We start from the raw sequence: 25,727 nt of genomic DNA, 5'->3' as shown, positions 1-25,727 counted from the left end.
TATTTTGAAAAGTCTTACTTTTTATTATTTTTACAGACCTTAACTAAGATTATATATGGGAAGAGCATTTGAATTTAGAAAAGCGCGTAAAATGAAGCGCTGGAGCGCTATGTCTAAAGCGTTTACACGTATTGGGAAAGATATTGTAATTGCGGTAAAAGAAGGTGGTCCTGATCCTGATAGTAATTCTAGATTACGTGCTGTTATTCAGAATGCCAAGGCTGTAAATATGCCTAAAGACAATGTAGAACGCGCTATTAAACGTGCTTCAGATAAAAGTCAAGGAGATTATAAAGAAGTGGTTTTTGAAGGGTATGCACCACATGGTATTGCGATTCTTGTAGAAACTGCTACAGATAATAATACACGTACCGTTGCAAACGTACGTTCCTATTTTAATAAATGTGATGGGAGTTTAGGTACTTCTGGATCGGTTGTCTTTATGTTTGATCATACCTGTAACTTCTGTATCAATGCAGAAGGTCAAGATGTAGAAGAGATTGAACTAGAATTTATCGATTATGGTGCCGATGAAGTTTTTCAAGATGAAGATGGCATTCATATTTATGCCTCTTTTGAAAGCTTTGGAGCTATCCAAGGAGCATTAGAAGAGCGTGGAATAGAAATCATTTCCTCTGGATTTGACCGTATCCCTCAGGTGACGAAAAAGTTGACACCAGAACAAGAAGCCGATGTCAACAAGTTATTAGATAAAATAGAAGAAGATGATGATGTCCAGAATGTTTTCCATACCATGGAAGCCTCTGATGAAGAATAAGAAATAGATACATCCATAATAAAAAGAGCCATCAAAATTGATGGCTCTTTTTTATATAGCATTATTCTAATGTGGTAAATTATATTCGTGCATCCTATAAAGTTGTGAATATTCATGAATCTTGGACACTACTATTTGTAGTAGAAAAAAAGGGGGATTAGTTTTAGAGCATTATTAATTTAAAACATGTAAAAAATGAAAACATTAAAGAATCTACAATCGTATGAAATTCCAACATCACTTGCGAAACTAATTAATGGTAAACAATGTCACAATGCAGTGATTGGATGTATTCAAACAGCAATACGAGATGGTAATGATTTTTTAGTACCACAATGTTATCAAGTTCTTTGTGATTAAAATGATCATCTTAAAAGTATAAAATACTACTCATGAGGTTGCCTAATAATGTTTAGGCAACCTTTTTTAGGTTATCATTCTGTAACCATCTATTCAAAAATGAGTCTTACAGACAGTCATTCTTTAAAATAGCACTATGGCAAAGAAATATAGAAAGCGTAAAATAGCAGGAATAAGTTTAATGCTCTTGACTGCTGCAGTACTTTATATAACGCATCACGTATTACCATATGCTATTATATCACGTCACAAACAACCTTTAACTACCCTTCCTTCAGAAATAGGCTTACAAGCTGAAGAAGCATCTTTTACGATCAATGATAGTCTACACTTAAAAGGCTATTGGATTACCCCTGAAAAGACATCACCTAAAAGTATTATGCTTCTCTTACATGGAATTGGAGGTGGGAAAGAACACTTTTACAATTTAGCTAAATCACTAGCTGAGCAACACATTGCTTCTGTAGTCTACGATGCTCGTGGGCATGGCGAAAGTGACGGACAGTACATATCCTATGGGTTCTATGAAAAGTATGATGTCTCTGTCATTGTAAATGAAGTAAAACAACGCTATCCTAATATACCTATCGGCATTTGGGGAAATTCTATGGGAGGTGCCGTTGCCTTACAAGCACTCTCTATAGAACCTAGACTAGACTTTGGCGTTATAGAAAGTACCTTTACAGATTTAAATACCATTGTATATGATTATCAAAAACGCTATTCTTTTGGATTGGGTCTTAAACCCATATGTGAACATGCCTTAAAACGCGCTGGAGAAATTGGAAAATTTGACCCCATGCAAGTACGCCCTATAGATGCTGTAAAAAAAATAGACCAATCTATATTTTTAGCACATGGTACAGATGATCCTAATATCAATTTCAACTATGGACAAGCACTTTTTGAGAATCTAAAATCAACAGATAAAACCTTTTATCCTGTAGAAGGTGCTAATCATTACAATCTGTTTGATATAGGAGGTAAACCATATATAAATGCAATCATGAAGTTTATTGAAAGACAATAAATATTCAGTCTAATTACACCTTTACAATACGTTCTAAAAACATTTCATTTTGTTCTGAATCTATATATATGAGGGGTTCTGCTAATACGGTAGGCATCTGATTTGGGTACTTTTTTCTTAATTTCTTATTAATAGTATCAAAAAGTAGCGCTTTAGATATTCCCTTAATCACAAATTTCTTTGAACCTTCTAATTCATGCTGTTCATTGAGCTCATACAATTCCCTCTCTCCTATAGTCGCTTGCGCAATAAACTTATTATCAAGTAAATAAATAACGATTTCTCTTGCTTGCTTAGCACTATACGACACCACATTTAATAACATCATGACATATCTTTTTTAATGAATTGGTCTCAAAATTAAACACAAAAGATAGTTACACACGTTAAAAGCGAGTTAAACTATTTATTATTGATAGTAATACTATTACTTTTGAAATCAAATATATCAGAACATGGATCGATTACTCCAAAATCTAAAAATTAACATACACGAAAAACTATACGTAAAAGATCCTGAATCTTCAGATTTAGGGAAACGTATTGTTGAAAACAGTATCATTTTAATAGGTGAGCTAGGCTTTGAGGAGTTTACATTTAAAAAACTGGGAACTCATATTGGTTCTAATGAAAGTTCTATCTATCGATATTTTGAGAATAAGCATAAATTATTACTGTATTTAACGAGTTGGTACTGGGGATGGATGGAGTATCGCTTGGTATTCTCTACAGCGGCACTCAATGATCCTCAACAAAAGCTACAAAGGACATTAGAAGTTGTGACACAGGTAATTCAAGAAGATTCTAATTTTTCTCATATTAACGAAGTGATCCTTAGTAAGATTATCATTAGTGAGTATTCTAAATCATATCTCACTAAGGAGGTAGATACAGAAAATAAAGAAGGTTATTTTTTAATTTATAAACGTTTGGTGACACGCTTACGCGAAATCATACATGACGTAAACCCTTCGTACCTATACCCAGCTAGTTTAGCAAGTACGGTCTTAGAAGGCACACTACACCAACATTTTTTAAAGGAGCATTTTACCTCTATCACAGATTGTGATGATACCGTATCTCCTACTGATTATTTTACACACTTAGTATACAATACATTAAATTTAAAATAACATGGCTAAAACTGTTCTTACAGCTACCCAACGTCTTACTGGTTTATTACAATTAGATCGAAAAGACATTAAACAAATTATTTTTTATGCCATTTTTGCAGGATTAGTAAGTTTATCACTTCCCTTAGGAATACAAGCCATTATTAACTTACTTCAAGGAGCTCAACTCAGTACTTCTTGGGTCATATTAGTTATTCTAGTAACCATAGGAACCATTTTTGTTGGCGCATTACAACTTATGCAAATGCGTATACTGGAAAATGTACAGCAAAAACTATTTGCTCGTTCTTCATTTGAGTTTGCTTATAGATTTCCAAAAATTAAGATGAGCGAATTGAGTGATTTTTACCCTCCAGAATTAGCTAACCGTTTTTTTGATACATTAACTATACAAAAAAGTTTACCTAAAATCTTAATTGATTTTCCAGCAGCTATTTTACAGATCACATTTGGACTCTTATTATTATCCTTTTATCACCCGTTCTTTATTATTTATGGAGTACTACTTATCTTTTTAGTCTATCTCGTTTTTAAATTCACTGCTCAAAAAGGATTAGATACAAGTCTTGATGAGTCTAAACAAAAGTATAAAGTAGCACATTGGATTCAAGAAGTAGCCAGAACTATTACGAGTTTTAAACTCTCTGGTCAAACCTCTTTAGCTCTTGAAAAAAATGACAAATTGGTTTTAGAATATTTAAGAGCACGTGAAGGCCACTTTAAAATTTTGGTACTTCAATTCATGCAAATGATTGGCTTTAAAGTCCTTGTTACTGCTGGACTCTTACTTATAGGCGGAATTCTAGTACTGAACCAACAGATGAATATTGGTCAGTTTGTAGCGGCAGAAATTATTATTCTTTTAGTGATTAGTTCTGTCGAAAAATTGATTACAGGTTTAGAGTCTGTATATGATGTATTGACTTCGCTTGAAAAGATAGGACAAGTCGTAGATAAAGAGCTAGAACCTCAAAAAGGAGACCTTATTATAGATGAAGAGACACAGCTTGTTGTTGAACTAAAAGATGTAAGCTATAAGCATATTTTAAAAGATGTTTCCTTAACACTTCAACCTGGGGAAAACTATGTGATACAAGGACCACAAGGTTCTGGTAAAACAACCTTACTAAGACTTATTGCTGGTATTTTTGAGCCTAGTACCGGTGATATATTTATAAATGATCGGTCATTAAAAAGTGTTCATTTAAATCATTATAGATCGTATATCGGCCAGTCTTTAAATGAAGAATCTCCTTTTGAAGGAACGCTAAGGGAAAATATCACTTTTGGAGATACTACTATTTCAGAAAAACAAATTCAATGGGCCTTAGAAAAAACAGGACTCATGAATTTTGTAAAAAGTCTAGACAATGGATTACAAACTATTATCTATCCTGAAGGAAGGCAAATTCCCTATACCATTTCAAAGAAAATTGTATTAGCACGTAGTATTATTCGTAAGCCTAAACTACTCATTTTAAAAGACCCTTTAGATCATTTTAGCGAAACCGAAGCAGAAAAATTAATTCAATTCCTAGCAGGAAAAGAACATCCTTGGACACTTTTGGTTGTAAGTCAAAACCCTAAATGGAAACAATTTTGTCACAACCACATTATTGTAGAAAAAGGATCTATCATTAAAAAATAAGAACCATGCTTAATATTGCAGAAAACAAATTAAATAAGACAGTAGACCTTAAAGAATATAAGGCTATATCTAAGGTGATGCACAAAAAACATTTTAAGCATTTCAATAGATTTTTACTGACCTTTTCTTTCATAGGTCTTATTATATTATTTCTTCCTTGGACACAAAATATTACTGGAAAAGGATACCTCACCACCTTACGCCCTGAACAACGTGCTACCACGGTACAATCTCAAATTCCTGGACGTATTGAAAAGTGGTATAAAAAAGAAGGAGATTTTGTAAATGAAGGAGATACGATCATGCATATTTCTGAAATTAAAAATGAGTATTTCGATCCTAATTTAATCGCTCGTACAGAACAACAAATCAATGCAAAATCAAGTTCTGTTATAGCTTATCAAGGGAAAGTAAATGCACTTAACAATCAGGTGGTCGCTTTGCAAAGAGAACGTGTACTCAAACTAGAGCAAGCCCGTAATAAATTATTACAAGCAAAACTTAAAGTACAAAGTGATAGTATAGATCTGGAAGCTGCAAAAACAAATCTAACGATAGCAGAACGTCAATATAAGCGTACTGAGCAATTACAAGCCGAAGGTCTTAAAGCGACAAGAGATGTAGAAGACAAACGATTAAAATTGCAAGAAACACAAGCAAAATTAATCTCTCAGAAAAATAAATTGCTTACTAGTAAAAACAATGTGATCAATGCACAAGTAGAAATCACACGTGTTCAAGCTGCATATACAGATAAGATTTCAAAGGCACAAAGTGATAAATTTACCGCTTCTTCTAGTGGATTTGATGCCGAAGCGCAAGTAACAAAACTTGAAAATTCGCTGTCCAACTATCAAATTCGAAATAGCTTATATTATGTGCGTGCACCACAAAGCGGTTATCTTAACAAAGCAATTAAGGCTGGTGTTGGACAAACATTTAAAGAAGGAGATGAACTCATTAATATCATGCCCGACAATCCAGATCTTGCCGTAGAGATGTTTATCAATCCTATAGACTTGCCATTGGCACATAAAGGAGGTGATGTTCGTATTCAGTTTGATGGATGGCCTGCTATTATCTTTAGTGGATGGCCTAATGTATCTACAGGAACCTATGCAGGTAAAATTGTTGCTGTAGAAAGATTTATTAGCGACAACGGTAAATACCGATTATTAATTGCACCAGATCCTAATGAGGAGCCATGGCCAGAGGCACTTCGCGCTGGTTCTGGAGCACGTTCTATTGCCTTACTAGAAGATGTTCCTATCTGGTTTGAGCTTTGGAGACAACTCAATGGGTTTCCACCTAATTATTATCAAGCAGATTCAGCAACCAAAAAGACAGCATCAAAATGATGAAAATAGTGTTGTATACATTCATGTTTCTTTTAGGGTCCGCTTTCGCGAACCTGTCTGCTGCTAGTGCTCAAAATATAGCACGACAGGCAGGAGCGCAAACAACCCAACTCCCAAAAGCTAAGAAAATATTAGGTTTTGAAGAGTATTTAGGATATGTGAAACAGTTTCATCCTGTAGTAAAACAAGCAGAATTGGTGCTCACTGAAGGACAGGCGAATGTCTTAAAAGCACGTGGTGGCTTTGATCCAAAATTAGAAGCAGATTACAGTCGTAAGGATTTTAAAGATCTTGAGTATTATGATATTCTGGATGCAAAACTCAAAATCCCTACTTGGTATGGTATCGAATTAAAAGCTGGATTTGAGCGTAATGAAGGGGTTTTTCTTAATCCAGAGAGAAATGTTCCAGAAGAAGGTCTTTTTGCTGCAGGAGTGTCTATAGATATTGCGCAAGGACTATGGATTAATGACCGTATGGCAACCTTGCGCAAAGCCAAATTCTTTAGACAACAAACACAAGCAGATCGAGATCTATTAGTAAACCAAGTGATCTATGATGCTTCTTTAGCCTATTTTAATTGGTTACAAGCCTACCAAGATGCCATTACTTTTGAGCAATTTGTAAGCAACGCACAACTGAGATATGAAGGAATTCAGAAAAATGTAGAAGTAGGAGAAAGTGCACAAATTGACGAAACAGAAGCTTTAATATCATTGCAAAACAGGCAATTAAGTCTAGAACAAGCACAAGTAACACTATTTAACGCAGGAATGCGCCTGTCAAATTTCTTATGGCTGAATGGGGAAACCCCTTTAGAATTAGAGCAAAACGTAATCCCTAATCTGGACATTTCGAATGAAATAGATATTACGCTACAAATTGCAGGGCAATCCTTAGAAACTTTTACGGTAACAAATCATCCAAAGCTGCAATCCCTAAATCTAAAATTAGAAGGATTGCAGGTAGATCGTACGTTAAAGGCAAATAAATTGTTACCCAAATTAAAACTGGAATATAATTTTCTTACCTCAACTCCTGACATAGGAAATAGCTTTTTGGCAAATCAATACAAAGGGGGTGTTAATTTTAGTTTTCCATTATTTTTAAGGAAAGAACGTGGAGATTTAAAGCTTTCAAAACTAAAAATACGCGATGCAGAATTAGATGTAATAGCTACCGAAACAAATATTCAAAATAGTGTGAAAGCCATTTATCAAGAGCTTGATTCATACACAAGACAAAATACTCTTATTACTGATATTGTTACCAATTATCAAGTACTACTCACAGGAGAAGAACGTAAGTTTGAATTAGGTGAGAGTTCTATATTTTTAGTGAACTCCCGTGAAAAGAGTCTGATTGATGCCTATTTAAAAAGAAATAAAACGCAAAACGGATTTTTGAAAGCAAAAGCAAAACTCTTTAAAAGTATAGGAGTACGCCCTGTATTATAATATTCTTTTAACCCGCATTATGGAACGTAAATTCTAATAGCTACCAACTTAAAAGTGATCGTTTTAATCAGACAAGTACAGTTTAGTAAGCATCAATAGCTACTGACTAATAGCTACATACTATCAGCTAAAAGCTAAATACGTTTAGCAATACGATCTTTTGCGAGTTGCAAAATCGTATGAAACTGATCTTCAATATTGGTTTCTGTATTGTCTATTTCTATAGCGTCCTCAGCTTTGACAAGGGGTGAATCTTTACGTGTAGTATCGATAGTGTCACGCTCTATGACATTACTTAACACAGATTGATAGGTTATAGAATCACCACGTTCTAAGAGTTCGTTATAGCGTCTTTTAGCGCGTTCTTCAGCACTAGCGGTCATAAATATTTTGAGTTCGGCATTTGGAAAAACAACGGTACCAATGTCACGTCCGTCCATCACAATGCCTTTCTCCTCTCCCATCCGTTGTTGTTGCTCTACTAATTTTGCACGTACTTCTGAGACGGTTGCTACTGGACTTACAAAAGAAGAAACTTCTAAGGTTCTGATGTGATTTTCTACGTTTTCACCATTCAAACATACATCTGCTTTTCCGGTAGAAACGTTTTTCACGAAAGTGATCGTAATAGCATCCAACTTCTTAATCAAGAGTTCTTTATCAAAAAAACCATCGCTTATCAATCCTTCACGCATGGCAAATAAGGTCACAGCGCGATACATCGCACCTGTGTCTACATATATGTATTCAAGCCAATCAGCAAGCTGTTTAGCAACTGTACTTTTCCCTGTGGATGAATATCCGTCTATGGCAATGGTGATTTTCACGAAAGTGTTATTAAGACTACGAAAGTAAAAATTAGAACTGGAGGGATAAAATAATATGGAGTTTTATTGTAAAACTATGTTTTACTGCAAATCAATATTCAACCCAAATAAGCTACTTGAAGCTACACTATTAAAACGTGCATAGGCGTAGTTAAAACGAATCTTATTGATCTTAATCCCGATACCAGCACTAATACCCGCAAAGCTACGCTGATTGATAATACGTAATTCTTCACTACGTCTGAAGTTATATCCTAATCGGATATTGAAGCCACTTCGAGGGAACAATTCAACTCCTACAATGGTATGACGAATAACATTATCTAGGATACCTATTTCTTCTCCTGTGGTATTTCCATCAAGGTCTGTAATACCTCTTGCTTCATTTTCAAAAGCGATATTCCACAATTGCAAGTTTTCAAAAGTAAGATGCCATCGTATAGGTACATTAGGTACAATTTGAGAGATTCCTGCATCTATCTCTAGTGGCAATTTTTCAAAAGTATCTACATACGGAGTAATCTGCGTTCCTAAATTACGAACAACCGCAGCGATATTTAGATCCCATTTTTCATAATTATAAATAAATCCAAGATCTGTTGCGACCCCTACAGAGGTAAATTGTTCTAATTTGGATGTAATAAATTTCACATTAGCACCGATGTGAAAATCTGTACGAGGAATATTTACAGCATATCCAAAAGATAAAGCTGCTTCTCCTCCACTAAAATCGCCTGTTGGATTTCCGTTTTCATCTCTTCCGTCAAATGTCCCGTAATTAATATAGGTAATACCCGCATGAATTACTTGAGTACGTCTGTCCCATAAATAAGCATAACTCGCTGTCCCATAATTAATATCTGCTAGAAAGTTGACATAATTTACAGACAGTTGATTATCCATCCTGTAATTAATAGTAGCGGGATTGTAGAGCGCAGAATCAGGATCATAGTCATAGTTTGTGATGACCTTCCCTCCTAGTGCTGCTTGTCTAGGTGACGTTGATAAATTCAGAAATTGATAGGTAGCACGACCCCCTAACTGCGCATGACAAAAGGTGGATATTAAAAATACTACGAATAATATATATTTCTGCATGCAATGTATTCTAGTCTTTATACACTCTTTGAATTTATAATACTATAAAATGTACTATTTCAAAACGCATACAAGTATAATATATTTTGACAGGAGCGTAAAATATAAAGGACGAGAATATATTCTCGCCCTTACATTTATAAGTATATTAATAATTATAGCTTTTTAGCATTCTTTACTTTTTGTTTTGTGAGTGCTAATTCTAAGACTTCGCTCATATCTTTTACATAATGAAATGTAAGTCCTTTGAGGTATTCTTCTTTAATTTCTTCAATGTCTCTTCTATTTTGCTCGCACAATAAGATCTCTTTAATTTTAGCACGTTTTGCCGCTAGGATTTTCTCTTTAATTCCTCCTACAGGTAATACTTTTCCTCGTAATGTAATCTCTCCTGTCATAGCGATGCTCTTCTTCACTTTACGCTGTGTGTATAAAGACACTAATGACGTTAACATAGTAATTCCTGCACTAGGTCCATCTTTAGGAGTTGCTCCTTCAGGTACATGAATATGCACATTATATGAGTCTAATACCTCTGGTTTTAATCCAAGCATTTCTGCATTAGCCTTGATATACTCCATTGCAATAGTAGCACTCTCTTTCATTACCTTCCCAAGGTTTCCAGTAATAGTCAGCAATCCTTTTCCTTTAGATAATGCCGACTCTATAAATAAGATATCACCCCCTACGCGTGTCCAAGCAAGTCCTGTGACTACACCAGCCACATCATTATTTTCATATTTACCACGTTCTAAGCGAGGTGATCCAAGTACTTCAATAATATCATCGTTGTTTACTTTGACATTATAATCTTCTTCCATGGCTATATTTTTTGCACCATAGCGTACCATTTTTGCGATTTGTTTTTCAAGGCCACGTACTCCAGATTCCCGTGTATATCCTTCCACAATTTTTTCTAGTTGTGGTTTTGCAATCTTAAGCTGAGTATCATTCATTCCATGCTCTCCTAATTGCTTTGGCAATAAATGACGTTTTCCTATCTCTACTTTTTCTTCTATCGTATATCCAGTCACATTAATAATCTCCATACGATCACGTAATGCTGGCTGAATCGTATTCAAGCTATTTGATGTAGCGATAAACATCACTTTAGAAAGATCAAATCCCATTTCTAAGAAGTTATCATAGAATTCACTATTCTGTTCTGGGTCTAAGACTTCCAACAACGCAGAAGAAGGATCTCCTTGGTTTCCTGCGCTAAGTTTATCTATTTCGTCAAGTACAAAAACAGGATTGCTTGTTCCTGCTTTTTTAAGACTTTGGATGATACGACCTGGCATCGCTCCGATATAGGTTTTACGATGTCCGCGTATCTCTGCTTCATCACGCAATCCTCCTAAACTCATACGTACATACTCTCTTCCTAATGCCTCTGCTATCGATTTACCAAGAGAGGTTTTACCAACACCTGGAGGTCCGTATAAACATAAGATAGGAGACTTCATATCGTTACGAAGTTTCAATACCGCTAGGTATTCTATAATACGACGTTTTACATCATCAAGACCATAATGATCACGGTCTAATATTTTCTTAGCACGTTTTAAATCAAACTTATCTGTACTAAACTCATTCCATGGTAAGTCTAAAAATAAATCTAGATAATTACGCTGTATACTGTATTCTGCAACTTGCGGATTCATGCGTTGCATCTTCGCAAGTTCCTTCTTAAAGTGCCTTGCTACTTTTTCGTCCCATTTCTTGTTTTTAGAACGCATACGCATTTCTTCAATCTCATCTTCAGATGATACGCCACCCAATTCTTCTTGAATGGTCTTCATTTGTTGATGTAAGAAATACTCACGTTGCTGCTGACTCATATCACTTTGCACCTTACTCTGGATATCATTTTTGAGTTCTAGCTTTTGACGCTCTAAATCCATAAATGTCAACGTTTCTAAAGCACGTTTATGAAGATCATTTACTTCCAACAACTGCTGCTTTTCAGAAACTGTAAGGTTCATATTAGAACTTACAAAGTTGATCAAAAAGGAATTACTCTCAATATTTTTAATCGCAAAAGAAGCTTCCGAAGGAATATTAGGAGAATCCTGAATAATTTGTAACGATAAGTCCCGTATAGAATCTATCGCTGCCTTAAATTCTTTATTATTTTTTGCTGGGCGTTTTTCTGGATATTCAGCAATACGCGCCATCATATATGGTTTTTCTGAAGTCACTTCTGTGATTTCAAAACGTTTCTTTCCTTGAATGATTACCGTAACATTACCATCAGGCATTTTAAGTACACGTAAAATACGTGCCACCACACCTACTTTATGAATATCGTCTGCCGTAGGGTTTTCTACCTCCTCATCTTTTTGAGCAACGACACCTACGATTTTTCCTCCTTTATTAGCCTCATCTATAAGTTTAATAGAGGTATCTCTTCCAGCAGAAATAGGAATCACAACACCTGGAAATAATACCATATTACGTAAAGGTAAAATAGGAATACTCACAGGAAGTTCTTCTTTATTAATCGCTTCTTCATCTTCTGGAGTCATTAAGGGGATTAACTCCGCATCTCCATCTATATCTTGCAATGACAATCTGTCAAGCGTTGTAAATTTTGGTTTTGCCATATTATATATACGTCATAATGTCACATTTTTGTTTCAGTAGACGTTTCATTTATCAATTAATTACTAACGTATTAAAAGGAATGTATATATAAACCTACATATATACACTATCTTCTCTATATAGAAGTCAATTGTTGTGCCAGTTTGTGCGAATTTAAAAAGATGTTTTTATTCTTTTCAATATTCTTTTTTCCGCTTTCGCGAAAGCGAACTCACCTGCATCAATATCGTATTCTTACTAAGAATCTTTTATGTAATTTATAAAATATAAAAAGAAAAAATGCAGGCAACACCTTTAAAAACAGTAGCTTCATTATCTTTAAAGTGCCCTAATTACAATTTGTTTCAAATATTTTTTCACGAAAGTGTAACAAACTAAAAAAGAACACATCTTTATAACAGAAATAACCAAAACCATAAAGTGACACTAACCAATCGCGATATTAATGATCTCCTACCCATGTGTAAACGTGGAGAACAACCTGCACAGCTAGAAGTGTATAACCGCTACTACAAAGCGATGTACAATACAGCATTGCATATTGTAAAAGATACCGCCGAAGCAGAAGATGTCATGCAAGAAGCATTTCTCAATGCATTTACAAAGTTAGATAGCTTTAAAGGAGATGCTTCCTTTGGAAGTTGGTTAAAACGAATCGTAGTGAATAAAAGCTTAAATAGTTACCAGCGTTCAAAGCGACTAGATGAAACACCATTAGAAGATCACTTATACCGTATTGAAGATGATGCAGACGGTATTGCCGAAACAGATTTAAGTACTGTCAAAGCACAACAAGTAGTGAAAGCAATGAGTCATCTTAAAGATAATTATAGACAAGCATTATCTCTACACCTCATCGAAGGATATGATTATGAAGAGATGAGTACGATATTAAATGTAAGCTATGCTAATTGTAGAACCGTGGTTTCTAGAGCAAAAGATAGTTTACGAAAATTATTAAAAAATGATGAAGAAGGACGATATAGAACAACTATTTGATCGATTAGAAGGTCAGCTTAGTGCTGCAGAACCAAGCACTGACCATCAATCTCGATTTTTAGAAAAGTTACAGAGTATACAGCCTGTACAAGAAAAACCTGTACGTAAACTTAACTGGTGGAAACCACTAGCGGTTGCTGCAAGTATTGCTTTAGTGTTTATGATTACGCTTTCGCGAAATGTAGATACTGATGTAAGAGAACTTGCCGATGTATCTCCAGAAATGGAACAAACACAGCAATTCTTTACGCAGACCATAGAAAAAGAATTGTTTGAAATTAATGAGCAAGCAACTCCAGAGACACAAGCCGTTATAGATGATGCTAAAAAAAGACTTGCAACACTAGAAGCAGATTACGACAACTTAAAAAGTGATCTTGCAGAAAGCGGTCAAGACAAAAGAGTAATCTATGCAATGATTAGTAATTTCCAAAACCGAATCGATCTTTTACAGCAAGTACTAGAACATATAGACGCTATTAAAAATTTAAATGAATTAAAAGCTTCTACCTTATAAGAAGCCTTAATCATACACATACTATGAAAACAAAAATCTACACATTATTATTTATTTTAATCTCTATACCTACGGTTGCCTTTGCATACAATGGTTTTAAAGGACGCTACACCAAAGAGAAGAAAGTTAAAAAAGAATTTACTGTAAACCCAGATGCACGTCTTAAAATAGACAATAGTTATGGGAATGTAAATATTATCTCTTGGGATGAAAACAGAACCGTTATTGAAGTTTTTATTAAAACAAATGGTAATAATGAAGAAAGAGTTCAAGAAAAGCTAGATGAAATTGATGTAGAATTTGATGGAAGTGATGGTCTTGTAAGCGCTGTTACAAAGTTTAATAAAGAAGGAGGACGTTCTTGGTGGAAAAGCTGGAAAAGTAGCAATGTCAATATGGAAATACGTTATGAGGTAAAAGTTCCTGTAACGAACGATCTTGATATTGATAATGAATTTGGGAATATTTATATAAACAAGACTAATGGAGTAACTAAAATAAATTGTAAACATGGGAATCTTTCATTGGGAGAACTATTAGCAGATAATAATAGTTTAGCACTTGATTATGTTGGTAATTCAACTATAGAATATATAAAAAGTGGTCGAATTAAAACAAAACACTCCAGTTTTAATATAGAAAAATCAGGTACTATAGAACTTAATGCAGAACATACTACAAGTGTATTTGGAGTTATTGAAAATCTCAACTATGCATGTGAGTTTGGAAAATTACAAATAGATACTATTGGTAATCTGATGGGAAGAGGGGATCATTTAACGACCACATTTGAAACGGTACAAGGAGATGTAAACTTGAATACAAACTACGGCTCTGTACGAATTAATGAGCTAAGTGCTTCTGCAGGTGATGTCATCATTCAAAGTGACTATACAGGAATCAAATTAGGATATAACAGTCAATATAATTTTACATTTAATATCTCTTTAGAGTATGCGGGACTTGGTGGTAAAGATGATCTAGAGTTTACCAAAAAACGTATTGAGTCTTCAGATAAATACTACGAAGGATATCATGGTAATGCAAATAGTCAAAATAACATAAACATCAACTCTGAATACGGAGGCGTAACATTCACTAAAATATAAATCAATCTAAAAATCAAACATTATGAAAAAAGTAATCACAATCTGTCTTATTCTAGTATCAGCTATTCAAGTACAAGCGCAATGGTGGGGCAAAGGAGTTAAAGGAAATGGTAACATTACAACAATTACTCGTTCTGTAGGAACCTATGACGAAGTAAACGTAGGAGGATCATTTAACGTAGAACTTGTCGCGGGTACAGAAGGTACGATCACTATTGAAGGAGATAGCAATCTATTAGAATATATTGTTACTGAAGTACGAGGAAATGCACTTAAAATTAAAGTAGAAAACAACAAAAACATACGTTCTTCAAAAAAGATCAAAATCACGGTTCCTTTTCAGGATTTAAATGAAGTAACTCTTGCTGGATCTGGAGATGTCTGGACGAAAGATGTGATCAAGGCTACCAATTTTAAAACATCCGTAGCAGGTTCTGGTGATCTTATATTACAACTAGACGTAGATTCTATAGATGCAAGTGTAGCAGGTTCTGGTGATCTTACATTAAAAGGTAATAGTAGAGATATAGAAGCTAGTGTTGCTGGTTCTGGAGAAGTACACGCAAAAGATTTAAAAGCAGATAATGCGTATGTAAGTGTTGCAGGTTCTGGAGACGTTGCAGTATATTGTAGTAAAAGCATCAAAGCACGTGTAAGTGGTTCTGGAGATGTTGAATATTACGGTAATCCAGATAAGCAGGATACAAAGGTTTCTGGTTCTGGTAAAATCTCAATGCACTAAGAACATGATATACACATAAAAAAAACCTCGCAATGCGAGGTTTTTTTACTTTATATATATTTAATTTTACTGAGCAGTGTAAATAATAACTAAATCTTCAGATACTTCAACCGTACCATCACCAGTATCATTAATAAACTCTCCTAAAAAGGCATCGGTAAAAGAGAATATAATTTGATTTCCTGATATTATACCTGGAATTTCTTCTCCAAAATCATCAAAATTTAAAGTATTACCATCTCGCACATAACCAGTTTCTGTATTCTCAACTTGATCAATACATTCAGACAACTGAACCAAATTCCCATTGGAATCTTCTTCAACTACAATATTTAAAAATGAAGTAGACATTGCAGTGGCATTTGTTTCATCATTAAAAAATATCGTTTCATTTTGGAAACATCCTGTTTCTGCTAAAAGATCTGTCGTTGCAATTCCATCTCCATTAAAATCTAACTCAGACGTAGTTGTAAAAGTGGTTAATAAATACGTTCTACCCACAATATTCACACCGTCATCATCATCATCTCCTCCTGTTACGAGATTGCAGTCAGTACCTAGTTCATCCAATAACATTTGTAACGCACCTCCTTCATCGCCACATGTATTTATAAAACTATTAATAGTTGCTATAAATGCATCACATCCTGCTTGTGCTTCAGATGGATCTAAACCTAAAAGTGCTAGTTGCGCTTCTGCGATAGCAAGAGGTCCTGTTTCTTGACAAAACACTTCTGGATCACTTCCGTCAGGTGTACTAAAGAATTCACCTTCTAATTGTTCATCATCACATGAAACGAAGGCTAATGCTGTAACTAATAAAATAAAAGGCAGATAGTAGGATATTTTTTTCATTCTAATATAGATTTGTAAACTTCAAACGCAAACTTAAGTAAAATATTCTACTCTTATCAAAGATGCTAGACTAACAGTGTCAGGATAGTATCTTATAAATACTATTAATTTCATAAAAGGTACGAACGTATTTATACCTATTTCTTAATTACTAATACACTAGTAAAAAGATTATGAAACATCTAATTTATAGGTAATAAAAAAATCCAGTAAAGCAAGCTTCACTGGATTGAATTATTTATTTTAGAGGCTGTCGACTTATTTCTACGATAAACTAAGTCATCAATTACAATCTAGTGTATTCTCTAAAAAAGAACTCAACTAACTCGCCATCAACTGTTTCCCCGTCAAACTGAATTCTTAGCGTATTTTGATTTACAAGTATAATACTTGAAGGTTCATCTGAATTGGTACAATCAACTCCAATACATTCATTATCATAATTTGCTTGATAATTACCATTCATATTAGCCCATGTGCCTGAATCTGTTGAAGATAAAACTACACACTCACTATTAGGAATATCATACATTGTAAAACTATATGATCCATTTTCTTCAAAAATTTGTCTGCTTTGTTCGGAGCAATCATTAGCTAAAAATTCATTCTCCATATCATTAAAAAAATCAACAGATCTGACTAAGGCCCATTCACCAACAATCGGATCTATAGTTCCATCATCATCATCATCGTCGTCATCGTCTCCGTCACCTCCATCAGTCGTAAGGTTACAATCAGTACCTAATTCATCTAATAATAATTGTAATCCTCCTCCTTCATCACCACATGTATTTATAAAACTATTAATAGTTGCTATAAATGCATCACACCCTGCCTGTGCTTCAGATGGATCTAAACCTAAAAGTGCTAGTTGTGCTTCCGCGATAGCAAGAGGTCCTGTTTCTTGACAAAAAACTTCTGGATCACTTCCATCTGGAGTGCTGAAAAATTCACCTTCTAATTGCTCATCATCACAAGAAATAAAGGCAAAAGTCATAAATAATAAAAGAAAGGGAAGATAGTAGGATATTTTTTTCATTCTTGTATAGTTTTGTAAACTTGGAAACGCAAACATAAGTAAAATATTCTACTCTATTTTTATTAAAATACTATAATATTAGGTGATTCTTTGTATACGCTTTCGCGAAAGCGTACACTGAAAAAACATTACTTTTTTTCTTCCTTAGGGACTCGTTTTAATAATAATACACCCACGCCAAAGAATACAATTAAAAAGATAATAGAATAGCGCATACTTCCTGTAAGTTCTTGCATTGCTAAAAACATAAGCATTCCAAAGACAATTCCTATTTTTTCTGATACGTCATAAAAACTAAAATAAGAAGTCGTATCATCTGTTACTGGCAGAAATTTAGCATAGGTAGATCTTGAAAGTGCTTGTACACCACCCATGACCAATCCAACAACACCCGCTGTCACATAAAATTGTATAGGTGTGTAGACAAAGAATGCCCAAGCACATATGGCAATCCAAATAATATTAATCACAATCAATGCTTTGACGTTTCCTATCCGTGCAGATAATTTTGAGGTTAAAAATGCGCCTAATACGGCTACTAATTGAATGAGTAAAATACTAATAATAAGCCCTAGTGTTTTATCTGTAGTTCCCCAATCTAATTCTTCTGCTCCAAAATAGGAAGCTGCAAGCATCACCGTTTGTACCCCCATACTATAGACAAAGAAAGAAATAAGATATTTTTTTAAACGAGGTTTATGTTGCATTTCTTTCCATATCGCTTTCAATTCTCTAAAACCCTGATAAAATATATCTTTTGATAGTGCGCCATCACTCTTATTTCCTTTAGGTAAATAGGTATAGGTATACTGACTAAAGACAATCCACCAAATCCCTGTAAGCACAAACGAAAATCGCATCATTTCAATTTGATCTGCTGTTTCTTCTTTACTCATTACCATAGCAAGACATATTATAAGAAGTATGACACTTCCTATATACCCTAAAGAAAAACCTTTGGCACTAATACTATCATGCTGGTCTACATGCGCAATATCTGGTAAGTATGAATTATAAAACACAAGACTTCCCCAGAAACCTATCAATGCCAACAGATACAATGTAAGCCCAAGAAAAATATGATCTACATAAAAAAAGTATAATCCAATCGTACTAAAAGCGCCTAAATAACAAAAGAATTTCAAAAAGAATTTCTTATTCCCTAAAAAATCAGCCACTCCAGAAAGTAAGGGCGATATAATAGCTACTATTGAGAAAGCTACCGCCGTCGTTCCAAAAATGAGGGAACTACTTTTCCAATCTTTTCCAAAAACGGCTACAGTTTCCTGTCCTTTAACAGAGAATATAGCATCATAAAAAATAGGGAAGATAGCCGATGCGATCACTAGACTATAAACTGAATTTGCCCAATCATAAAATGCCCAAGCATTTAAAAGTTTTTTGTCTCCTTTCTGTAACTGTGTCTTCATCCTACTAAAATAAGAAAGCTACACGATTGTGTAGCTTTCTTATGAATAATATTATGATAAATTTTATTTATTTAAACGAAGTCACGCCAAACTTTGCTGCCTCTTTTACAGCAAAGGGTGCTTTTGCAGTTAGGTTTGCAATTCTAGAATCATTAGAAGGGTGTGTACTTAGTATTTGTGGCGGTGCTTGTCCTCCACTTGCTGCTTTCATACGTTTCCATAAATTTGCAGCTTCATAAGGATCATATCCTGCAATGGCAGCAATCACAATTCCAATCTCATCTGCTTGTGTTTCGTGAGAACGGCTAAAAGGTAACATTCCTCCTAATTGTGATGCAAGACCATACGCTTGCATCCATGATGCTTGCTGCTCTTGACTTTGTCCAGCGACACCAGTTCCTACAGCGACACCAACAGCTCCAATTTGTTGTAATTGTGCAGCACTCATACGTTGCGCTCCATGGTCTGCTAGTGCATGTGCTAACTCATGTCCCATTACCATAGCCAGTCCTGTTTCTGTTTGGGTAATGGGTAAAATACCTGTATACACTACAATTTTACCACCTGGCATACACCAAGCATTTACCGCATCATCTTGTACTAAATTATACTCCCATCGATAATCCTTTAAGTAGCCTGGTTCTCCTAATGAAGTAAGGTATCGTTCTGCTGCAACAGCTATTTTCTCTCCAACACTTCTTACCATATTGGCATCGGCCGTTCCAGTAATTACATTATTTTCAGACAGAAATTGATCATATTGCTGAAAAGCCATTGGAAACAACTGATCGTTACTTACAAAATTTAAGGTTTTCTTTCCTGTAAAAGGGCTTGTTTTACAAGCACATACTAGGACAACAGTTAATACTAAGGTGAATAATCGTTTTGTCTTCATGGTCATTGATTTTAAGTACGATAAAGTTACAAATTATCTGCAATCCCTGAGATATGAAGCTCTGTAAAATCTTTAGGTACGATCAAAGAACACGTTTTATCGTCGTATTGTACACTTTCAAGCGATACTTGTGTATTATCCAATTCAATATCTTTTATTTTAAATGGCAATCCAATTAGATGAATTCTATACGTATCGTAGGGTGTAATATAGGTTCCGCGTTTGTGTTGTTGTATAATCCAGTCACTCTCGCGTCCTGACATTTTAAAGGTTCTAAAACTATAACGCTCTTTTGTATAATCATATCCATCTTGTGCATCTTCATATACATTCGATTGATTTTTCCCTAACGCATAATACACCTCTAATTCAATTTGTTCTAGTTTTTTCTCACCAACATATTGCTGTATTGGATATTTAGGAATAATAGCACCTGCTTTCACAAATAAAGGCATGCTATCTACATCTGCATCTACCCATTGCTCTTTCCCTCCTTCTACTGGAAGTTTACTCCAATAGTTATACCAAGTACCTCTTGGAATGTACATACGTCTTCCCTTAGCATTAGGTTCTAATACAGGGCAAACTAAAATTTGGTGTCCAAACACAAACTCATCGGTTCTATAATGTGTTTGCGGATCATCCTGATCAAAGTACACAAGTGGTTTTAATAATGGCGTCCCATTTTGAGTATACTCATAAAACATCGTATACAAGTAAGGCAATAGTCTATAGCGTAAGTTGATAAATTTACGTGCGATATCGGTCACACCTGGATCAAATGCCCAAGGTTCTTGATCTCCATGATGTCCAGAAGAATGTGTTCTGCAAAAAGGATGAAAAACACCTAATTGAATCCATCGTGCATATAACTCTCCTGTAGGTTGTTCTGCAAATCCACCTATATCAGTTCCTGTAAAAGACATCCCAGAAATACACATACGTTGCACTTGGATATTGGCTACCCATAAGTGTTCCCAACTTGCGATATTATCTCCTGTCCAAGACGATGTATAACGTTGTGCCCCACTATATGCTGAACGTGTAATTACAAATGGACGTTTAGGATAGGCAAATTTCTTTACACCTTCATAAGTGGCACGTGCCATCTGAGTTCCATAAATGTTATGTGCTTTACGGTGACTACATGGATTGCCATCATAATCATGGCGTACATCAGGGGGAAATGTTTTTCCTGGCACTTCCATCACTGCAGGTTCATTCATATCATTCCAAACCCCTTTGACACCTATATCTCCTATCAGCTCTTTAAAGAGACCTGCCCACCAGGTGCGCACTTTAGGGTTTGTATAATCAGGAAAATTACATTCGCCTGGCCATACTTTTCCTTTCATATACGGACCATCAGCACGTTTACAGAAATAATCATTCTCAACGCCTTCATTGTATATGCTATAGTCTTTATCTATTTTAATTCCTGGATCTATAATCACAATGGTCTTAAATCCATCATCAGCGAGTTCTTTCACCATGCGTTTTGGATCAGGAAAATACTCCTTATTCCACGTAAAGCATCGAAAGCCATCCATATAATCAATATCCAGATAAATCCCGTCACAAGGAATTTGAAGTTCTCTGAACTTTGCTGCTATTTCTTTTACATTACTTTCTGGATAATAACTCCACTTACATTGCTGGTATCCCAATGCCCATAAAGGTGGCAATTCTGGAACGCCAGTAAGATTGGTATAACTTTTTACTACATCGGGCATACTAGGTCCGTAAATGAAATAATAATTCATCTCGCCTCCTTGTGCCCAAAAACTCGTCACATCCATACGTTCATGACAGAAATCAAAAAAGGTTCTAAACGTATTATCAAAGAAAATACCGTAAGCTTTCTTTTTATTCAATCCAATGTAAAAAGGAACACTCTTATAAATAGGATCTTGATCTTTTCCAAAAGCATATTGATCGGTAGCCCAATTTTGCACACGCTTTCCTCGTAAGTTCATATGCATTGGTTTATCACCTAATCCATAATAACTTTCTGCATGTTGTGCTTTTTTACTCATCTTAACGATGTTCCCTCCGTATTCAAAGCTTTCTTCATAATGAAAACCAAGTTCGTCTTCATTGATTAAAAACCCATCTAAATCATAGATTTTTGCTTGAAGACTTAGTTTTTCTATATGAACAACAAGTTTTGATGTGGTAACAATATAGTTGAGATCATCACTTGTCACTTCCAGATGATTGTAGCCTCTATTGGCCCCTTCATCTATAGCATATGAGAAATCATTTTCAAAAGCACCTTCTGTTGCATACCGAAATCTGATTACACTATCTCTTAATACTGTCAATTGTAAAATAACAAGGTTTTCAGTTTTAAAATATAAGGTATCTACTTCCTTATTAAAATCTATAATTTGATTAGGAAATTGATTCCCTTTTTGTTGTAATTCTGTATTAATGATCATAGGATCTTTATTTTATAATTCAAATAAACACTATCTATTTAAAAGAAGAAAATTAATCGCAATAAGTTATTAACGCTAACGTTTTCGTAGTGTTATTATAAGGTCGCTATCTTGTTTTTGAAGGTATTTTATACGCTTTCGCGAAATCGAGCTTGCGAGATTCACGACCAAAAGGGAGAGCGTAGCGTTAAAGCGTACTACGTATTATTCACACTATTTTTATGATTTTAATTCCAATACAATTCCTCCAAGCGGTGGCACCACAATTTCTGCGGAATGGGATTTACCGTTCCATGAAGTTTTTGAAACCTTGAGATTTTTATTATGATAATCTCCTGTTCCTCCATATATAGAGGCATCACTATTAAATAGTTCTCGTAAGGTTCCTTTTTGGGGCACTCCAATACGATATGTTGTACGTGGTACAGGCGTCATATTAAATACTCCTATCACCAACGTATCAGCATTATTCCCTTTACGAATATAGCTTAACACTGCATTTTCACTATCGTCATGGGCGACCCATTCAAAACCATCTGCCTCAAACTGTTTTTCATATAATGAGGGCACTGTTCTATATAAATGATTCAAATCTGCCACTGTTTTCTGTACACCTTTATGGATATCATATTGTAAGACATACCAATCTAATTGTTCTTGAAAATTCCATTCAGACCCTTGTCCAAATTCGCTTCCCATAAACAGCAATTTCCCTCCAGGGTGGGTATACATATAGGTATATAATAATCTAAGATTTGCAAAACGCTGCCACTCATCACCAGGCATACGTCCTAGTATAGATTGTTTCCCATACACCACCTCATCATGTGATAAAGGAAGCATGAAATTTTCTGTAAACCCATAGGTCATACTAAAACTAATCTCATTATGATGATGGTTTCTGTATAAGGTATCTCTTTTAAAATAAGAGAGTGTATCATGCATCCAGCCCATCATCCATTTCATACCAAAACCTAATCCGCCTACAAATACAGGTTTACTTACCATTGGAAAGCTTGTAGATTCTTCGGCGATGGTTTGTACATCTGGGAAGCTGGCATATACTTCTTGATTGAGTTCTTTTAGAAAACTAATCACAGCTAGGTTTTCTCTTCCTCCCTGCTCATTAGGTTCCCACTCTCCTTCTTCTCGACTATAATCTAGATATAGCATAGAGGCCACCGCATCTACACGTAAGCCATCTATGTGATATTGATCTAACCAGAATAACGCATTGCTAATTAAAAAGGAACGCACTTCATTACGTTCATAATTAAATATCAAGGATTTCCAATCGGGATGATAGCCTTTACGACGATCTGGATGTTCATAACAGGCAGTACCGTCAAAGTTTCCTAGTCCGTGTGCATCTTCTGGAAAATGGGACGGCACCCAATCTAGAATGACACCAATGTCGTTTTGATGAAATGCATCTATGAGTGTCATGAGTTCTTCTGGATATCCAAAACGAGACGTAGGTGCAAAATACCCTGTGAGTTGGTAGCCCCAACTTGGATCATAGGGATATTCCATAATAGGCATGAATTCTACATGGGTAAAGTTCATTTCTTTTACATAAGCTACTAACTCTGTTGCCAGTTCTGAATAGCTTAGACTTCGATTGTTTTCTTCGGCTTTTCGTTTCCACGAACCTATATGTAGTTCATATACAGAGAAAGGGGCATTTAAGCTATTATGCTTGTGACGCTTTTGCATCCAGTCTGTATCTTTCCAAACATGGTCAGTACTATAAACAATCGAAGCTGTTTTAGGTGGATGCTCAGCACGTCTTGCAAAAGGATCTGCTTTTTCAGTAACAATCCCGTTATGATTAGAATGAATCTTGTATTTATAGGCATCACTATGACCTACATTAGGAATAAAGCCTTCCCAGATACCACTTGCATCCCATCGTACTTGTAACAGATGTGCGCCATCTTGCCAATGATTGAAATCTCCAATGACCGATACTTGATTGGCACTAGGTGCCCAAACTGCAAAATAGGTACCTTCTACACCATTTACCGTGCAGATATGCGAACCCATTTTTTCGTGTAAACGAAAGTGTTTTCCAGCCTTAAAAAGTGAAATATCAAAGTCTGTAAACAGACTGTAGGTTTGTACATTACTCATACTTAAATAATCGTTCCCGAAGGAATCAAGGCTCCGTTTTTAACAACCACAATACCATCTCTTACTACATAGGTATCTGTCTCAACATCCTCTAAATGCTTTCCACCAGTAATACGAACATCATCCCCAATTTTTACATTTTTATCAATAATACAATTGGTGATAAAACAACGATCTCCTATTCCTTCATGAGGTGTCCCTTTTGCGCGTGCGGCGTCAATTTCTTCTAGATCTAAAAAGCGATTACTTCCCATGACATAGGAGTTTTCAATCACGGTACCTTTTCCTACCCTTGAACGAATTCCTATAACAGAATTTGCAATACGACTTCCATGAATGATACTTCCTTCTGCTATAATTGATTTTTCGAGAGTCGTTCCTGATATTTTTGTGGGAGGTAATACACGAGGGCGTGTTAAAACACTTTGATCTCTATTAAATAAATTAAATTTAGGAATATCTGCTGTAAGATCAATATTGGCTTCAAAGAACGAATCTATATTTCCTATATCTGTCCAATAGCCTTCATAAGCATAACTTAATACTTTATGATCGTTGATAGATTGTGGTATAATTTCTTTCCCAAAATCCATAGTATCTGTACCTTCTAATAAGTCTACTAACAGGTCTTTATTAAAGATATAAATCCCCATAGAAGCTAAGTAATGTTTTCCTTGCTTCTTCATAGCTGAAGAAACTGGTGACTTCCATTCTGGTAATAATGATGTATCTGGTTTTTCTATAAAAGAACCTATGGTTTGATCTTCATTTGTTTTTAAAATCCCAAAGGATGTAGCGTCTTTAGCATTTACAGGAAGGGATGCTATACTAATTTTAGCATCTGCTTCTATGTGAGCTTCTAACATTTTATTGAAGTCCATTTGGTATAATTGATCTCCAGAAAGAATGAGAATATAATCAGACTCATAACCTTTAAAGTGATGCATGCTTTGACGAACGGCATCTGCGGTACCTTGAAACCAGCCTTTATTTTCGGGTGTTTGCTCTGCTGCTAAGATATCTACAAAGGCATTTGAAAAATAGCTAAATTGATAGGTATGCTTGATATGCTTGTTTAAGGAAGCAGAATTAAACTGGGTTAAAACAAACATACGTTTGATATTAGAATTGATACAATTAGATATAGGAATATCTACCAAACGATATTTTCCAGCGATAGGCACTGCTGGTTTTGATCGCATTTTTGTAAGTGGGTATAATCTTGATCCTTGTCCTCCCCCTAAAATAATTGCTAATACCTTTTTATTCAT

At 35.0% G+C, this 25,727-nt stretch carries 22 protein-coding genes; 11 read left to right on the top strand and 11 right to left on the bottom strand.

Features of this window, described 5'->3' with window-relative positions; genetic code table 11:
* The first annotated feature begins 55 nt into the window (after positions 1 to 55).
* The 3 genes from Q1A60_RS09225 (at position 56) to Q1A60_RS09215 (ending at position 2,168) form a co-directional block, all read left to right on the top strand.
* Positions 56 to 778, top strand: a complete 723-nt coding sequence (locus tag Q1A60_RS09225) for a YebC/PmpR family DNA-binding transcriptional regulator (RefSeq protein WP_299765965.1) — start codon at positions 56 to 58, stop codon at positions 776 to 778.
* A 195-nt stretch (positions 779 to 973) separates the two neighbouring features.
* Positions 974 to 1,138, top strand: coding sequence for a hypothetical protein (locus tag Q1A60_RS09220; RefSeq protein WP_299765967.1), 165 nt, complete (start codon positions 974 to 976; stop codon positions 1,136 to 1,138).
* A 136-nt stretch (positions 1,139 to 1,274) separates the two neighbouring features.
* Positions 1,275 to 2,168, top strand: a complete 894-nt coding sequence (locus Q1A60_RS09215; protein WP_299765969.1) for an alpha/beta fold hydrolase — start codon at positions 1,275 to 1,277, stop codon at positions 2,166 to 2,168.
* 13 nt (positions 2,169 to 2,181) lie between these two features.
* On the opposite strand, the gene Q1A60_RS09210 is transcribed toward Q1A60_RS09215, so the two are convergent.
* A complete protein-coding gene (locus Q1A60_RS09210) occupies positions 2,182 to 2,496 on the bottom strand; it encodes a hypothetical protein (RefSeq protein ID WP_299765971.1) in 315 nt (104 codons plus the stop codon).
* A gap of 127 nt (positions 2,497 to 2,623) precedes the next feature.
* On the opposite strand from Q1A60_RS09210, the gene Q1A60_RS09205 reads away from it, so the two are divergent.
* Genes Q1A60_RS09205 through Q1A60_RS09190 form a run of 4 tightly spaced genes read left to right on the top strand, consistent with a single transcriptional unit; the run spans position 2,624 to position 7,764 of the window.
* Positions 2,624 to 3,301, top strand: coding sequence for a TetR/AcrR family transcriptional regulator (locus tag Q1A60_RS09205; protein WP_299765973.1), 678 nt, complete (start codon positions 2,624 to 2,626; stop codon positions 3,299 to 3,301).
* A gap of 1 nt (position 3,302) precedes the next feature.
* Complete coding sequence (locus tag Q1A60_RS09200; protein WP_299765975.1) at positions 3,303 to 4,949, top strand: ATP-binding cassette domain-containing protein; 1,647 nt, start codon at positions 3,303 to 3,305, stop codon at positions 4,947 to 4,949.
* Between the two features lie 5 nt (positions 4,950 to 4,954).
* Positions 4,955 to 6,307: a biotin/lipoyl-binding protein gene (locus tag Q1A60_RS09195; RefSeq protein WP_299765977.1), complete on the top strand. Its 1,353-nt coding sequence runs from the start codon at positions 4,955 to 4,957 to the stop codon at positions 6,305 to 6,307.
* Entirely contained in the window at positions 6,304 to 7,764 is a 1,461-nt protein-coding gene (locus tag Q1A60_RS09190) for a TolC family protein (protein ID WP_299765981.1), read from the top strand. The genes Q1A60_RS09195 and Q1A60_RS09190 overlap by 4 nt, the downstream gene beginning before the upstream one ends.
* Positions 7,765 to 7,898: 134 nt before the next feature.
* Here Q1A60_RS09190 and cmk read toward each other — a convergent pair whose 3' ends face one another.
* From cmk to lon, 3 genes are all read right to left on the bottom strand, one after another.
* Complete coding sequence (gene cmk / locus Q1A60_RS09185) at positions 7,899 to 8,591, bottom strand: (d)CMP kinase (RefSeq protein ID WP_299765983.1); 693 nt, start codon at positions 8,589 to 8,591, stop codon at positions 7,899 to 7,901.
* An 81-nt stretch (positions 8,592 to 8,672) separates the two neighbouring features.
* Complete coding sequence (gene porQ, locus Q1A60_RS09180) at positions 8,673 to 9,689, bottom strand: type IX secretion system protein PorQ (RefSeq protein WP_299765985.1); 1,017 nt, start codon at positions 9,687 to 9,689, stop codon at positions 8,673 to 8,675.
* A gap of 155 nt (positions 9,690 to 9,844) precedes the next feature.
* Entirely contained in the window at positions 9,845 to 12,295 is a 2,451-nt protein-coding gene (gene lon / locus Q1A60_RS09175) for an endopeptidase La (RefSeq protein WP_299765987.1), read from the bottom strand.
* A 421-nt stretch (positions 12,296 to 12,716) separates the two neighbouring features.
* On the opposite strand from lon, the gene Q1A60_RS09170 reads away from it, so the two are divergent.
* Genes Q1A60_RS09170 through Q1A60_RS09155 form a run of 4 tightly spaced genes read left to right on the top strand, consistent with a single transcriptional unit; the run spans position 12,717 to position 15,663 of the window.
* Entirely contained in the window at positions 12,717 to 13,295 is a 579-nt protein-coding gene (locus tag Q1A60_RS09170; RefSeq protein WP_299765989.1) for an RNA polymerase sigma factor, read from the top strand.
* Positions 13,261 to 13,812, top strand: a complete 552-nt coding sequence (locus Q1A60_RS09165) for a hypothetical protein (protein WP_299765990.1) — start codon at positions 13,261 to 13,263, stop codon at positions 13,810 to 13,812. The genes Q1A60_RS09170 and Q1A60_RS09165 overlap by 35 nt, the downstream gene beginning before the upstream one ends.
* A gap of 23 nt (positions 13,813 to 13,835) precedes the next feature.
* On the top strand, positions 13,836 to 14,921 hold the full coding sequence (locus tag Q1A60_RS09160) for a hypothetical protein (protein ID WP_299765992.1): 1,086 nt from the start codon (positions 13,836 to 13,838) through the stop codon (positions 14,919 to 14,921).
* 22 nt (positions 14,922 to 14,943) lie between these two features.
* The gene (locus Q1A60_RS09155; protein ID WP_299765994.1) at positions 14,944 to 15,663 is read left to right on the top strand and encodes a head GIN domain-containing protein; all 720 of its coding nucleotides are present in this window, start codon (positions 14,944 to 14,946) and stop codon (positions 15,661 to 15,663) included.
* Positions 15,664 to 15,729: 66 nt separating this feature from the next.
* Here Q1A60_RS09155 and Q1A60_RS09150 read toward each other — a convergent pair whose 3' ends face one another.
* The 7 genes from Q1A60_RS09150 to Q1A60_RS09120 form a co-directional block, all read right to left on the bottom strand.
* Positions 15,730 to 16,518, bottom strand: a complete 789-nt coding sequence (locus tag Q1A60_RS09150) for a hypothetical protein (protein WP_299765996.1) — start codon at positions 16,516 to 16,518, stop codon at positions 15,730 to 15,732.
* A 286-nt stretch (positions 16,519 to 16,804) separates the two neighbouring features.
* Entirely contained in the window at positions 16,805 to 17,557 is a 753-nt protein-coding gene (locus Q1A60_RS09145) for a lipocalin family protein (RefSeq protein WP_299765998.1), read from the bottom strand.
* A 128-nt stretch (positions 17,558 to 17,685) separates the two neighbouring features.
* A complete protein-coding gene (locus Q1A60_RS09140) occupies positions 17,686 to 18,987 on the bottom strand; it encodes an MFS transporter (RefSeq protein ID WP_299766000.1) in 1,302 nt (433 codons plus the stop codon).
* A 67-nt stretch (positions 18,988 to 19,054) separates the two neighbouring features.
* Positions 19,055 to 19,882, bottom strand: coding sequence for a M48 family metallopeptidase (locus Q1A60_RS09135; protein WP_299766002.1), 828 nt, complete (start codon positions 19,880 to 19,882; stop codon positions 19,055 to 19,057).
* A 26-nt stretch (positions 19,883 to 19,908) separates the two neighbouring features.
* Complete coding sequence (locus tag Q1A60_RS09130) at positions 19,909 to 22,323, bottom strand: glycoside hydrolase family 31 protein (protein WP_299766004.1); 2,415 nt, start codon at positions 22,321 to 22,323, stop codon at positions 19,909 to 19,911.
* Between the two features lie 219 nt (positions 22,324 to 22,542).
* Positions 22,543 to 24,456, bottom strand: coding sequence for a 1,4-alpha-glucan branching protein GlgB (gene glgB / locus Q1A60_RS09125; protein WP_299766006.1), 1,914 nt, complete (start codon positions 24,454 to 24,456; stop codon positions 22,543 to 22,545).
* A gap of 2 nt (positions 24,457 to 24,458) precedes the next feature.
* Positions 24,459 to 25,727: a glucose-1-phosphate adenylyltransferase gene (locus tag Q1A60_RS09120; protein ID WP_299766008.1), complete on the bottom strand. Its 1,269-nt coding sequence runs from the start codon at positions 25,725 to 25,727 to the stop codon at positions 24,459 to 24,461.

The organism is uncultured Dokdonia sp. (assembly GCF_947492535.1).
GTDB lineage: Bacteria > Bacteroidota > Bacteroidia > Flavobacteriales > Flavobacteriaceae > Dokdonia.
The sequence above is the reverse complement of the archived record's forward strand: the minus strand, read 5'-3'. Positions and strand labels throughout refer to the sequence as shown.